At 72.1% G+C, this 13,837-nt stretch carries 10 protein-coding genes; 7 read left to right on the top strand and 3 right to left on the bottom strand.

What is annotated here, in order from left to right:
• Positions 1-17 precede the first annotated feature (17 nt).
• On the bottom strand, positions 18-3,983 hold the full coding sequence (locus GTY47_RS20740) for a glycosyl hydrolase (RefSeq protein ID WP_010048764.1): 3,966 nt from the start codon (positions 3,981-3,983) through the stop codon (positions 18-20).
• Positions 3,984-4,191: 208 nt separating this feature from the next.
• Between GTY47_RS20740 and GTY47_RS20735 the strand changes: the two genes are divergently transcribed.
• From GTY47_RS20735 to htpG, 7 genes are all read left to right on the top strand, one after another.
• Complete coding sequence (locus GTY47_RS20735; RefSeq protein ID WP_010048763.1) at positions 4,192-5,451, top strand: MFS transporter; 1,260 nt, start codon at positions 4,192-4,194, stop codon at positions 5,449-5,451.
• A 31-nt stretch (positions 5,452-5,482) separates the two neighbouring features.
• Positions 5,483-6,946 carry an L-fucose/L-arabinose isomerase family protein gene (locus GTY47_RS20730; RefSeq protein ID WP_010048762.1) on the top strand — a complete coding sequence of 488 codons (1,464 nt, stop codon included), beginning with the start codon at positions 5,483-5,485 and terminating at the stop codon, positions 6,944-6,946.
• 239 nt (positions 6,947-7,185) lie between these two features.
• Complete coding sequence (locus GTY47_RS20725) at positions 7,186-8,466, top strand: cation:proton antiporter (protein ID WP_010048760.1); 1,281 nt, start codon at positions 7,186-7,188, stop codon at positions 8,464-8,466.
• 303 nt (positions 8,467-8,769) lie between these two features.
• Positions 8,770-9,057, top strand: a complete 288-nt coding sequence (locus tag GTY47_RS20720; protein WP_010048759.1) for a DUF3040 domain-containing protein — start codon at positions 8,770-8,772, stop codon at positions 9,055-9,057.
• Positions 9,058-9,298: 241 nt separating this feature from the next.
• Positions 9,299-10,024: a hypothetical protein gene (locus GTY47_RS20715; RefSeq protein WP_010048757.1), complete on the top strand. Its 726-nt coding sequence runs from the start codon at positions 9,299-9,301 to the stop codon at positions 10,022-10,024.
• A gap of 132 nt (positions 10,025-10,156) precedes the next feature.
• Positions 10,157-10,882 (top strand): class F sortase, encoded by a 726-nt coding sequence (locus GTY47_RS20710; RefSeq protein WP_010048754.1) that lies wholly within the window; start codon positions 10,157-10,159, stop codon positions 10,880-10,882.
• 84 nt (positions 10,883-10,966) lie between these two features.
• Positions 10,967-12,865: a molecular chaperone HtpG gene (gene htpG, locus GTY47_RS20705; RefSeq protein ID WP_010048753.1), complete on the top strand. Its 1,899-nt coding sequence runs from the start codon at positions 10,967-10,969 to the stop codon at positions 12,863-12,865.
• Between the two features lie 12 nt (positions 12,866-12,877).
• Here the strand turns inward: htpG and GTY47_RS20700 are convergent, their stop codons facing one another.
• Both GTY47_RS20700 and GTY47_RS20695 read right to left on the bottom strand, forming a co-directional pair.
• The gene (locus GTY47_RS20700) at positions 12,878-13,129 is read right to left on the bottom strand and encodes a twin-arginine translocase TatA/TatE family subunit (RefSeq protein ID WP_010048751.1); all 252 of its coding nucleotides are present in this window, start codon (positions 13,127-13,129) and stop codon (positions 12,878-12,880) included.
• On the bottom strand, positions 13,117-13,770 hold the full coding sequence (locus tag GTY47_RS20695; RefSeq protein ID WP_010048748.1) for a hypothetical protein: 654 nt from the start codon (positions 13,768-13,770) through the stop codon (positions 13,117-13,119). The genes GTY47_RS20700 and GTY47_RS20695 overlap by 13 nt, the downstream gene beginning before the upstream one ends.
• Between the last annotated feature and the right edge of the window lie 67 nt (positions 13,771-13,837).

Genomic DNA, 13,837 nt, shown 5'->3' with positions numbered 1-13,837 from the left:
GATCCAAACGACAGGCCCTAGCCCCCGCCGTCCGAGGACGGGATCAACAGCGTCACCGGCCCCAGCAGCCCCGACGACAGCTGGGAGTCGAACGCCCAGGCCGTCGGCGTGGCCTCCGCGAGATAGGGCGCCAGCGTGCCCCGGACGGTCACTTCCAGCCGGACCGTACGCCCGGCGGCGCCGCGCAACGGGAAACGGTACGGCGCGCAGAACGCCTCACCGGCCGGCTCCCCGTCGACCGACACCTCCACACTGCCCCGCACCCGCCCGAGATCCAGCACGGGATCGGGCCCCGAGGGCACGTCCAGCGACCGCGCGTAGGTCACGCCCCCGCTCCAACTGCCCAGCCCCAGTTCCCGCCAGTCCCCCAGGGGCAGTGGGGCCGGTATGGTACGCACGCGCACCGGCCCACGCCAGGCGGAACCGCCCCGCAGGACCGCCGTCGGCTCGGTGACCACCTCGACCGGCGTGGGCACCGGGAGTGACTGAAGCGTCAGCCGATCGCCCTCCAGGGGACGTTCGGGCCCGTCCCCGACGCGCACGCTCGCGCGCAGCGCCAACGGCAGGCCGAGCGACACCGTGCCCGTCGGCACGGTGAACCGGAAGCGCTGCGGCATCGCGTGCACATCGTCGGTGGACCGCGCCGGCCACACGGTCCCGCCGAGCACCGGCCGGCCGGTGAGCCACCCGGTGTCCGGCAGCGGGTGCGGCCGTACCACCGCGTGGCAGTGCTGCAACTCGCCCCGCCTGCGCTCGTCCTCGACGGTCCGCCCTTTCCAGTCACCCGACCCGGCCTCCCAGCCGGCGCCGCTGACCAGGGCCGTCACCCCGTCCCCGGAACGCACCACCAGGTCGACGAACACCGAGTCCCGGGCGTCGGCACCGTCGGCCACGACCTCCAGGGTGTGCTCGCCCGCCCCGAGCGCAGGTTCGTGGCGGAAGAACGCCGGCACGGCGCCCCAGTCCGCCTCGTAGTACTCCACCTTCTCCTGCCGCGCCACGACTTCCCCGTCGAGCAGCACGGTGACCGCCGAGGCGGCACCCACGACGAGCACCGCCCGGGCGTCGCCGCCCGGCACCCGGAGCCGCGCGCGGTAGGTGACGCGGCCGTCCGGCCGTACCCCGTCCGGTGGCCGCATGAACCGCGGACGCGGCCCGAGCCCGCCCGGCTCCGACAGACAGAAGAAGCTGCCCAGGGGTGTGCCGTCGGCGGCCGAGATCGTCGAGGGGCGGCTCTGCGCGCCGGACAGTTCGTACTCGAGCACGTTGCGGTCCCGGGCCACCGTGACCCGGGCGGAGGCCAGGTAGCCGCCGCCGTCCGGCTGCAGCGGCTCGCCGTTCCACCACACGCGCTTGGCGCACTCCGCGCCGACGTGCAGTTCGGCAGGCCCGCGGTGGCCGGTCTCCACGATGGCCCGGACCCGGGCGGCCGTTCCGCCGCCCGGCACCGGGACGCGAACGAACTCCTCGTTCACCAGCCCCTTGAGGCCCAGCAGCCCGCCCGGCTCCGGGATGCCCCGGCTCGGCGAGTACACGGCGACGTCCCAGCCCGCGTCGGGTGGTACGAGGGGCAGTTCACCGGCCAGGATCCGCTCCACTGACGCGGCGTCCAGGGGGTCGGGCGCCTGACCGGGCGGCACCGGCGGCAGGACACGGACCCGGTTGCCGTACGTGACCCGGGTCCGCTCCCACGTCCCGCCCTCGGTCCACTCCATGGTCCAGATCTGCGGCTCGTCCACCGGCGAACCCGGAGGCAGGGCCAGATCGCCCCAGGTGTTGTCCATGGTGGGGACCAGCCGGCCGTGCCAGCCGGTCGAGACGTCGATCACCTGCGCGGGCGGCTCCCGTCGAGGACCCGGGGGCGTCGGCCGGCCCTCGCGCCACACGACCAGGACCGCGGGGGCGCCGCCCAGCGGCACGTCGATGGTCGAGGCGGCGCCGTCGCCGGAGACGGTGACGTGCGCGGGGGTGCGGGAACCGGTCGCCGGATTCCAGACCTCGGCCTCGGCGACGGCGGCCCGCACGGTGACGGACGAGGGACCGGCGGCGGCACCCGACGGGGAGGTCCCGGTCCGCAGCGGATGCGCGCCGATCTCGGGGAAGGCCGCCGTGACCAGCGCCACCGCCTCGTTCCCCGTCCGCCTGACGAGCAGCGGCACGTCGCTCGTGGCATGACCGGCGGCGTCGGCCACGGCCGCCGCAGCGGTCTCCGGGTCGCGCGCCCGCTCCAGCCGGGGATGCTCCAGCAGGCCCGCCACCACCGCGTCGTCGCCCAATCGGCCGGCGGCCGTGGCCGGCGGCCGGCCCACGACGACGACGCGTCCGCCCGCGTCGAGCAGTTCGGTCAGCCGCCGTGCCGTCTCCTCCTCCAGCACGCTCGTCGACGGCAGCAGCACCGCGCGGTACGCCAGGTCCCTGATCCGCAGGGCGCCGTCGGCGGCCTTGGCACGCTGCACCGAGTCGTCGTCGACGACGTCGAAGGAGATGCCGTGCCGGTCCAGGGCCCCGGCGTGCGGGGCGAGCCAGTTGTTCGTGCCGCACAGGTCCAGGTAGTGGCGCTGTGTCTCGTCGGCGTCGGCGTGGCCGTCGCCCAGCCGGCCGTCGCCGAAGTGCCGGACGGGCGCGTCCAGCGGTACCAGGGCCTGCATGGTGGTGGTCGGGTGCAGGACCGCCACGTCGGCCACGTAGCCGCCCCAGGACATGATCGAGCAGATCCGGGCCACGGTCCGGGAGAACGCCGGGTACTGCTTCCAGTACGGCTGGCGCCAGTCGGTGGACGGCGGCGCCCACTCGAACCAGCCGCCCGCTGTGCCGAAGTAACTGGCGTGCGGGTTGTACAGGTTGGCGCCGCTGCGCAGGAACGGCAGCAGCCAGTGGTAGGTGTCCTCCAGCGTGCCGCCCCAGCCCGAGGAGTGGAACGCCTCGATCCACACCCGCTCGTGGCCGTAGAGGTGAGCCATGGAGGAGTGCACCTTGGCGTCGCCGTGGTGGTCGCTGCCGGCGGCGCCGTACCAGCGGTGGGTGCGGAAGTAGTCGGTGTAGATCTGTGTCGACTGGGCCGGGTAGCCGGCGCGAGCGGGGTGGCTCTGGTCGCTGCCCAGCAGCATCCCGCGCTCGCGGTGCCATGCGGCGAGCGGCCGGAAGAGGGCCTCTTCGGTGAGTTCCGCGCGGACCGCGTAGTAGTCGGCGCGGATCTCCGTCTCCGGGACGGTGGCGTCCGTGCCGAACAGGGCCGGCAGGTGGTCGAGCAGGTCGTAGCCGCGCCGGGCGCGGAACGCGTCGGCGAAGCGGTGGCTCCAGGCGTTCGTGCCCGGCAGTTCGTCCTGGAAGCTGCCCGCGATGACGGTGCCCAGGTGCTCGGGCACGCGGCGGTCGTACTCGTGGTGCACGGCGTCCATCAACAGCCCGACGGCGTGCGGGTCCAGGTAGTCGAACGCCGTGGGCACGGCGGTGACGAGCCGGACGCCGGTTCCGTCGGCAGCGGCGACGGCCAGGGTGTCCGGGCCGCCCGGGGCGAGGTCCAGGCGTCGGCCCCGCGGGGAGTAGGCGGCGATCGGCGTCTCGGCACCCCGCACGGCGACCGTGCCCCGGGAGACGGTGACGTCGCGACAGCGCAGCGCAAGGCCCCTGGCCTCTGGGTGACGCCGAGTCACACCGCCCTGCACATTGGCGCCGGAGAACCCGATCTGGTCGTAGAACCACAGGCGGGTGCCCAACTCCGCGGCGATCTCGCAGGCGTCGGTGAAGCGCGCCCACCACTCCTCGCCGAACCACGCCGGATCGTCGGCCCGGGCGCCGAACGTCGGGCCGGCGGGGGCCAGATTGATCACGACGAGGTTGTGCACACCGCCCTCGGCGAACGCCCGCAGTTGCCAGGCGAGTCGGTCGCGGGTGACCTTCGCACCCGACCACCACCACAGGGGAGCGGGGCCGAAATCACGGGGCGGGTCCTCGAACAGTTGCCGGAGCACGGGGGAGATCACGGACGCGGTCCTTCCCCTGAAACGTTTTTAGGCCACCTTCACCGTAGGCGACCTGGAACGGTCACGCCATAACCGAGGACGACACGGCGGAGGCCGACGCGCTGCCTCCGATGTCTGCGCGACACCTTGTTGCAACGTTTTTCTCGCCCTATATTCGCTGCGACCAGGCCCCCGGAACCGCGATGTCACCAGACGACGGAGTCGCATCATGGCCGGTACCCGCCCCATCCCCAAACCGCTCTGGAAGGCCGCCGCCCTGTCGGGCATGGCCTCCTATCTCGACGCCGGGCTGATCGTCGGCATCTCCGTCAACCTGGCCATCTACCGCGACAGTTACGACATGGGCGTGTGGATGGCCGGTGCGATCAGCGCGATCGTCACCGGCTGCATCGCCGTCGGATCCCTCGTCGGAGGCCGACTCGCCGACCTCTTCGGCCGCCGCCGTGTCTACAACTGGGACATCTTCTGCTTCGCGCTCGGGGCGATCGTCATCACGCTGGCGCCCGACGACATCACACTGCTGATCGGCGTCCTCGTTGCGGGACTCGCGGCCGGCGCCGACCTGCCGACGTCCCTGGCCGTGGTCTCGGACGCCGCGCCCTCCTGGGCCCGGGGGCGGCTCGTCGCCTTCACGCAGGTCATGTGGATGCTGGGCATCGCCGTCGCCATCTTCCTCGGCTTCGTCCTGTCCACCACGGGCATGACCGGGGCCCGGCTGATCACCGGACAGCTCGCCGTCGCCGCGCTCGTCACCTGGGCCCTCCGCTCCCGCCTGAAGCTGTCCGCCGCACAGGAAACGGACGAGGAGACGGCGCCCACCCCGGCCGGCGGCGCCCTGAAGAACATCTGGACGCGTGCCGCCCTGCTGCCCATGACGGCGACGTTCGTCTTCTACGTCACCTGGGGCCTCGGGGCCAACACCTTCGGCCAGTTCGGCACCTATCTGCTCGTCACCGTCAGCGACGCCTCCCAGAGCCTGGCCACCGGAATCAACCTGGCCTTCATCCCGATCGGGGTGCTGCTGACGTTCGCCTTCGTCCGCGTCGCCGACAGCCCCTGGCGCGACCGGCTGTTCCACGTGGCCGCGGTGGTGCAGATCCTCGCCTTCGTCATCGCGTCCCTGACCGCGGGCGCCCTCGTCGGCATGCTCGTCTTCTTCGTGCTCTACCAGCTCTCCAACCCCTTCGCCGGAGAGGCGAACTACAAGGTGTGGTCGCAGCTCACCCTGCCGGCGGACACCCGCGGCACCACCCAGGGCTTCACCTACGCCCTGTCCCGGGGGGTCTTCGCGGTCGCCGCGTTCTTCACTCCCGCCCTGGCCGACCACAGCCCGGCCGTCCTGCTCTGGACGATCACCGCCTGCATGACACTGGCCGCGTTCGCCGGCGTGTTCATCATCCGCGTCCTGGTCCCCCGGGCCACCGGCGCCCCGCGCGAGAGAGCGGACCTGCGCGTCCCCAGCACCTGAGCCGCCGCACACCCGACAAGGAGCACCGACCATGGCAACGACCGCGGACCGCACCGCCGTACGGGCCGCCACCCTGCGCGACCTGCTCCCGCCGGTCACCCGGCGCCGCACCCGGATCGGGCTGGTCGCCGGCGGACTCGGCACGTACTGGCCGCAGTTCCCGGGGCTCCTCCCGCAGCTGAAGGAGTCGGCCGCCTATGTCGCCGAGCGCTTCCGGGGGATGGACGCGGAGGTGACCGACGCCGGGTTCGTCTCCGACGCCCGGGAAGGAGCACGCGCCGCCGAGCAGCTGCGCAAGGCCGACTGCGACCTGATCGTGCTGTTCCTGACGACGTACCTCACCTCCTCGATGGTGCTGCCGATCGCGCAGCGCTCGCACACGCCGGTCCTGGTCATCGACCTCCAGCCGACCGAGAAGATGGACCACGCCTCCTTCGACACCGGCGCCTGGCTGGCCTACTGCGGCCAGTGCCCCGTCCCGGAGGTCGGCAACGTCTTCCGGCGCGCCGGCATCCCCTTCCGGTCGGTCTCGGGCTGGCTGTGGCAGGAGTCCGCCTGGCGTCGCATCGAACAGTGGATCCGGGCGGCGCACATCCGCGCCGCGCTCCGGCACGCCCGGCACGGCCTCATGGGGCACGTGTATCCCGGCATGCTCGACGTGCAGACCGATCCGACGCTGCTGTCCACGACGTTCGGCTCGCACGTGGAGGTACTGGAGTTCGACGACCTGCGGCACCGGGTGGAGCGCGTGACCGAGCAGGAGACCCGGGAGCGGATGGCGCTCGCCCGGCAGGTCTTCACCCTCGACGACAGTGTGGTGGAGGAGGACTTCGCCTGGGGCGCGACCGTGTCGGTCGCCCTGGACCGGCTCGTCGCGGACTTCCAGCTCGACAGCCTCGCGTACTACCACCGGGGCCTCGACGGGGAGCTGCACGAGCGGCTCGGTGCCGGCATGATCCTGGGCGCCTCCCTGCTCACGGCCCGGGGCGTGCCGGCGGCCGGGGAGTTCGAACTGCGCACCAGCGTCGCCCAGCTCGCCTCCCAGAGCGTCGGCGCCGGCGGCTCCTTCACCGAGATCCAGGCCCTCAACTTCGAGGACGGCGTCGTGGAGATGGGCCACGACGGACCCGCCCACCTCGCGGTCAGCGCCCGTGATCCCCTGCTGCGCGGCCTCGGCGTCTACCACGGCAAGCGCGGCTGGGGCGTCAGCGTCGAGTTCGACGTCCAGCACGGGCCCGTCACCCTGCTCGGCCTCGGCCAGGACGCCGATGGCAGTCTGTCCTTCGTCACCTCCGAGGGCACCGTCGTACCGGGGCCCCTGCTGGAGATCGGCAACACCACCAGCCGCGTCGACTTCGGCCGCGATCCGGGCGAATGGGTGGACGCGTGGAGCGCCACGGGTGTCGGCCACCACTGGTCCCTCGCGGTCGGCCACCACGCGGCCGACTTCAGGGCGGCGGCGAGTCTGCTGGGCATCGACCACCGCGACGTGTGACGGGGGAATGGGTGTCGCACCCACCCGGAGATGGGTGCGATCACCGATGGTGACGGGCCCGGGGCCCGTGTGAGGCTGGCAGGGTCGCCGAGGTTCGCGCCGATCGCCATGGCCGCGGCCTCGGCCGGTGCCCAGACGCGTACGGCGCCGTCCGACCCGGCCCCACGAAGGAGGAGCCCCTATCCATCCCTGCACGGTGAAACGATCCGCCCCCTGCGCGCCCACGAAGGCGGTGATCCGTGGGACACGCTGACAGCCTTCTCGCCATGGGCGGTGCCTTCCTGGCCGCCGCCTTCCTCGCCCGCCTCGGCGGCAGGATCGGACTCCCGACGATCCCGCTGTTCATGCTCGCGGGCATCCTGCTCGGACCGCACACCCCGGGCCTGGTCATCGTCGAGGACGCACACGACTTCGAGATGCTCTCCGCGCTCGGACTGGTGCTGCTGCTGTTCTACCTGGGCCTGGAGTTCCACCTCGACGACCTCAAGAGCGGCGGCCGGCGCCTGCTGACCGCGGGCGGCATCTATCTGCTGCTGAACGTCGGCGCCGGGCTGGCCTTCGGGTTCGCACTGGGCTGGGGCGTCCGGGAGGCGCTGGTGCTCGCCGGTGTCCTGGGGATCTCCTCGTCCGCCATCGTCACCAAGATCCTCATCGACCAGGGCCGCATCGGCCGCCCGGAGACACGTCTCATCCTGGGCGTCATCGTCGTCGAGGACATCTTCCTGGCCCTCTACCTCGCCGCGCTCCAGCCGGTCATCAGCGGCGCCGAGGGCGTCGGCGACATGGTCCTCCAGGGCGCCAAGGCCTTCGGCTTCCTGCTGGTACTGGCCGCGGCCGCCCGTTACGGCACGAAACTGGCCGGCCGTCTGATCGTGTCCCGCGACAACGAACTGCTCGTCATCAGCTTCCTCGGCGCGGCCGTCCTCGTGGCGGGAGTCGCCGAGGTCCTCGGGGTCGCCGACGCCATCGGCGCGTTCATGGTGGGCCTGATCCTGGCCGGCACGCCCTCCGGCCCGCGCATCCGGGAGCTCGTGCATCCGCTGCGCGACGCCTTCGCGGCGATCTTCTTCTTCGCCTTCGGGCTCTCCATCGACCCCGGCGACATCGTCTCGGTCGTCGGCCCGGTCACCGCGGCGGCGGTACTGACCGTCGTCATGAACGTCGCCGCGGGACTCCTCGTCGCCCGCGTGTACCGCTACGGCACGGAGCCCGCCGCCGAGATCGCCACCACCCTCGTGGCCCGCGGGGAGTTCGCGCTGATCCTGGCCGCCATGGCCGCCAGCGCCGGACTCGACGCCCGGCTCGCCCCGTTCATCGCCGGGTACGTCCTCGTCCTCGCGATCCTCGGCCCGATCGCCGCCGGCCAGGCACACCTGCTCGCCCGCGCGCTCCGGGCGGCCCAGGGCCTGCTGCCCGGCCGCACGGCCCCGTCGTACGACACCGAGCCGCGCTCCCCGGACGACAGCACACCGTCGTCCGCCACCGCCACCGCCGCCCTGCCGGCCGAGGCCGAGCGCTAGGTCCTGTCGTCACACTCCCGTCGTCCGCTGACACCCTGCGCGTGCCACCACTCATCCTCGGCCCGAACATCCGCCTTACGGCACGGCGTTCGTACAGGGCGGCTACCGGGAAGAATGAGGTGCGGGCCCCATGGCGGACGCCGCTGGAGGGGGGAGAAGCTGAAGCCCTGGTGAGACCGGCCGCGCCGCGCGTCGGCGGGCTGTCTGCCTCCGCACCGTCACGCGGCCCGACACCCCAGGACGTGCCATGGCCTCGGCCGTGCCCTGCCTCGAAGCGCTGTCGGGTTCCGGGAAGGAGAAGCCGTGCCCCAGTCCGAAGACGCACGTCTCGTCGACCTCGAAGCGCGACTCGAGCGGGAGGACCCCAGGTTCACCCGGGCCATGAGAGCCGGCCGCCCGGCCCGGCCCCGGGAGTACCGGCGTACCGGAGCCTGGTGGGCCCTGGCCCTCGGCGTGGCCGTCCTGGGCTCCGGCATCGCCCTGGCACAAGGGCTGATCATCGCGACCGGGCTGGTCCTCGTCGGCATGGCGGCCCAACTGGTCGACCCGGACCCGAGCCGCCTGGGGCGTCAACGGCAGAGGCGATGGTGAAGCGCGCGGCGGACAGGCCCTACGGGGAGGAGGTCGCCGATCTCGGCGCCGTCCTCGGACAGCCGCATCCCGGAGGCGGCTCCCGCGGGGCGGCGGGTGCCGCCGTCAGGGTGTGGTTGTAACCCGTGTGAACGCTCTGGATGGTGAGACGGCCCGGCATGACTGACGGTGGTTCACGTCAAGGCCGGTCTCGTGAGCTGGCGAGGCGTCAGCGCCCGGCCCGCGACGGAAGGACTCACCGATGCGCTCTGCCCGCATGCTGCTCGCGACGGCCACGGCCACGGCCGCCCTCGCGATCGCCGCACCCGCCGCCTACGCCGAGGCGATGGGTGACTGGGACCACGACAACACTTCCTACAGCAAGGAGCACGACAAGGACGGCAAACACCACGCGCCGCGCGGCGGGGTACACACGGGTGGCGGAGCCCTGGCCGCGGTGACCTCGGACGACTGGGACAACGCCAAGCACGACGAGCACGGCAAGGACGACGAGCACGGCAAGCACGGCAAGCACGACGAGCACGGCAAGCACGACGAGCACGGCAAGCACGACGAGCACGGCAAGCACGACGAGCACGGCAAGGGCGACGAGCACGGCAAGCCGCATGGCGCGGTGCACACGGGTGGCGGAGCGCTCGCCGCGGTGACCTCGGACGACGACTGGGACAACGCCAAGCACGACCGGGACACCTACAAGGACGACGAGCACGGCGACGACCCCTGGGGCGACAAGCAGGACGAGGAACCCTGGGGCGACGAGCACGACGGCCAGGGCAAGCACGACGAGCACGACGAGGGCTCCTGGCAGGGCGACAAGCACGACAAGCCGCGCGGCGGCATGCACACCGGTGGCGGCGCACTGGCCGCCGCGCCGGGTGTCACGGCCGGCGGTCTCGCGGTGCTGGCGGTGGCCGGCACCGGCCTGTACGCCCTGCGGCGCCAGAAGGCCTCCCGGGGCGTGGCATGACGGAGGCCTGACCTCATGCCGCCGTGGCCGCCGCACGTGCTCCTCGCGTCGCGGCGGCCCGGCTCGTCCTCCCGCATGTCCTGTCCGCTGCCGTTTCCGTTCCGCTGCCGTGCCCGAATGAGGTGGTCTCCGATGGCAGCCAGCCCCGTCCCCCCTGCCGAGCCCGGCCCCACGCCGTCGAGGCGGCGGCTCCGTACCGTCGTGACGGTCCTGTGGAGTGTCGCCGCCCTGGTCCTGACCGTGAGCATGGTCGCCGGCCGTGGCGAGTCGGCGTCCGACGCCGGCGGCCCGCCGCACGCCCCACCGGCCGTCTCGTCGGCCTCATCCGCCGCCTCCGCCGTGCCCGACGCGCCGCCCTCGTCCGCGGCGCCGCACCGGCCCGCCGCGTCCGGGGCCGGCCGCCATCTGCCGCGGTCCCGGCCGGTCCGCCTGTACATCCCCAAGATCTCGGTGAACGCGCCCTTCACCGACCTCGTCATCGGCCGCACGGGTCAGCTCGAACCACCACCGGCCCACGACACCAACCTCGTCGGCTGGTACGCCAAGGGCGTCTCGCCCGGCGAGGCCGGAACCGCGATCATCGCCGGGCACGTGGACACCGCTACGTCACCGGCCGTGTTCGCGGGGCTCAGCGAGCTGAAGAAGGGCGACCGGTTCCACGTGGCGCGAGCCGACGGCAGCAGGGCGACCTTCGTGGTGGACGACGCGGAGTCCTTCGACAAGGACGACTTCCCCAGCGAGCGCGTGTACGGCGACACCCCCGACGCCCAGGTCCGGCTCATCACGTGCTCGGGTCCCTACGACCGCCAGGCCCGGGACTACACCGAGAACCTGGTCGTGTTCGCCCACCTCGTCTGATGTCGGGCCCCGGCCTGACTTGGTGTTTTAAAGTGACTGCCACCAGTTCAGGCGACTGTGGGACCTGTGAGGTATTCGCGAACCATGACGACTGAAACGTTTGAGTTCCAGGTAGAGGCACGTCAGCTGCTCCAGCTGATGATCCACTCGGTCTACTCGAACAAGGATGTCTTCCTGCGGGAGCTCGTCTCCAACGCCTCCGACGCGCTGGACAAGCTGCGCCTGGAGAAGCTGCGGGACGACTCGCTCGACGCCGACGTGTCCGACCTGCACATCGAGATCGACGTCGACAAGGAGGCCCGTACCCTCACCGTGCGGGACAACGGCATCGGGATGTCGTACGACGAGGTCGGACAGCTCATCGGCACCATCGCCAACTCGGGCACGGCCGGCTTCCTGAAGGAGCTGCGGGAGGCCCAGGACGCGGCGAATGCCGAGGGGCTCATCGGCCAGTTCGGCGTCGGTTTCTACTCCGCCTTCATGGTGGCGGACGAGGTGACGCTGGTGACCCGGCGCGCCGGCGAGAGCCAGGGGACCCGCTGGACCTCGCGCGGCGAGTCCACGTACACGCTGGAGAAGGTCGACGACGCGCCGCAAGGCACCTCCGTCACGCTCCACCTCAAGCCCGCCGACCCGGAGAACCAGCTCCACGACTACACCTCGCCGTGGACGATCAGGGAGATCGTCAAGCGGTACTCGGACTTCATCACCTGGCCGGTCCGGATGGTCCCGGAGAAGGGCGACGGCGAGGACGCGCCCGAGCCCGAGACGCTGAACTCGATGAAGGCCCTGTGGGCGCGGTCGCGCGACGAGGTGTCCGACGACGAGTACCACGAGCTGTACAAGCACATCAGCCACGACTGGCGCGAGCCGCTGGAGACGATCCGGCTCCAGGCCGAGGGCACCTTCGAGTACCAGGCCCTGCTCTTCGTGCCCTCGCACGCTCCGCACGACCTGTTCACGCGGGACTTCAGGCGCGGCGTCCAGCTCTATGTGAAGCGCGTCTTCATCATGGACGACTGTGAGGCGCTGCTGCCGCCCTACCTCCGTTTCGTGAAGGGCGTCGTCGACGCGCAGGACCTCTCGCTCAACGTCTCCCGCGAGATCCTGCAGCAGGACCGGCACATCCGGATGATGCAGCGCCGGCTGACGAAGAAGGTCCTCTCCACGGTCAAGGAGATCAGGACCAAGGACGCCGACCGCTACGCCACGTTCTGGCGGGAGTTCGGCACCGTCCTGAAGGAGGGCCTGGTCACCGACTCCGAGAACCGGGACGCCATCCTCGCCGTCGCGTCGTTCGCCACCACGCACGCCGAGGACGAGCCGACCACCCTCGCGCAGTACGTGGAGCGGATGAAGGACGGCCAGGAGGACATCTACTACATCACCGGCGAGTCCCGGCAGAGCATCGAGAACTCCCCGCACATGGAGGCGTTCCGGGACAAGGGCATCGAGGTCCTGCTGCTCACCGACGCGGTCGACGAGGTGTGGGTCGACGCCGTCGGCGAGTACGAGGGCAAGAAGCTGCGCTCCGTCACCAAGGGCGAGATCGACCTCGACGGCGAGAAGGACGAGAAGGCCGACGGGGAGCGGGAGAAGCAGGCCGAGGAGTACGCCGGGCTGCTCGGCTGGATGCGGGAGCAGCTCGACGAGGACATCAAGGAGGTGCGCCTGTCGGCGCGGCTCACCGTCTCACCGGCCTGCGTCGTCTCGGACGCGCACGACCTGACCCCGGCCCTGGAGAACATGTACCGGGCGATGGGCCAGGAGGTGCCGCGCACCAAGCGGATCCTCGAGCTCAACCCCGACCACCTGCTGGTGAAGAACCTGAACCAGGCGTACAAGGAGCGCGAGGACCGTTCGGGCCTCGTCGAGTCCGCCGAGCTGCTCCACACGCTTGCGGTGCTCGCCGAGGGCGGGCAGCCCAAGGACCCCGCGCGCTTCGTCAAGCTCGTGGCCGACCGCCTGGAGCGCACCCTGTAGGCAGGGCGCGCATCACCGGGGGTCCGGGGCGTCCGCCGCCCGCGCGCCGGGCGGGGTCGGGCCGGCGCCCGGCGGGACGATCTCGCCCTGGACCACCCGCGGCGCGGCGCCCGCCCCGGCCTCCTCGTCCTTGGCGGCGCGTGCCTCGGCCTTGAGGATGCGGGCGGACTGGCCCGCCGACCGGGCCAGTTCGGGCAGCTTCCTGGCCCCGATCACGGCTATGACGACGATGAGGATGATCGCGAGCTCGCTCAGTCCGAACATGGTGTCCTGTCCTTTCTCGCCCGGGCCGGGCACGGCGCGAGCGTATCGGGCCGGGAGCCCGGTGTGATCCCCGCCTCGGTGTGTGCGACCGCCGGGTGCCGGAGCAGATGGGGCAGCATGCCGTGGTCGAGCAGGGCCTGCCGCCAGGCGAGCCGGGCGTGTTCCACGCGGTCGGTCCGCCGGCCCAGGGCCGAGAGCAGGACCGCGCCCAGGGAGAGGAGGCCGGTCACGGCCGCGACGAGCGCCAGCGTCCAGCCGGCCGCGACGAGCGAGCCGGGCAACGGGCCCGGCGCGTCGGCGACGTGGAGCAGGCAGCCGAGCAGCAGCAGAGCCCCGGCGGAAGCCCCCGCCACGAGTGGCGTGAGCACCGCGAGGGCGGGCAGCAGACTGCTGGTGGCCAGCGGGCGCCGCGCGTCCTGCCGGGCGGCGGTCCGTACGGCGAGGTAGGCGCGGTACGGCTCGCCGGCCGCCGCCGTGATGTCGTCGGCGTGCGCGAGCGCGTGGGCGCGCAGGTGCGCCGCCGTCCGGCCGGTCGGGTCGGCGCGCACGGCGCCATGGATGTCCGCGGTGCTCAGCGCCTGATCCAGTACGGCTTCGAAGTCCGCGCGGTCCTCGGGGTGGAGGCGGGGCGGATCGGCCACGAGGTCTCCTTGTCGGTTGCTGTGTCGGACGTCGGTACCGAACACAGCAAAATCTACAGCACTGTAG

The organism is Streptomyces sp. SID5464 (genome assembly GCF_009862985.1).
GTDB classification, from domain to species: Bacteria; Actinomycetota; Actinomycetes; order Streptomycetales; family Streptomycetaceae; genus Streptomyces; species Streptomyces chartreusis_D.
This window is presented reverse-complemented; position numbering and strand designations above follow the sequence as displayed.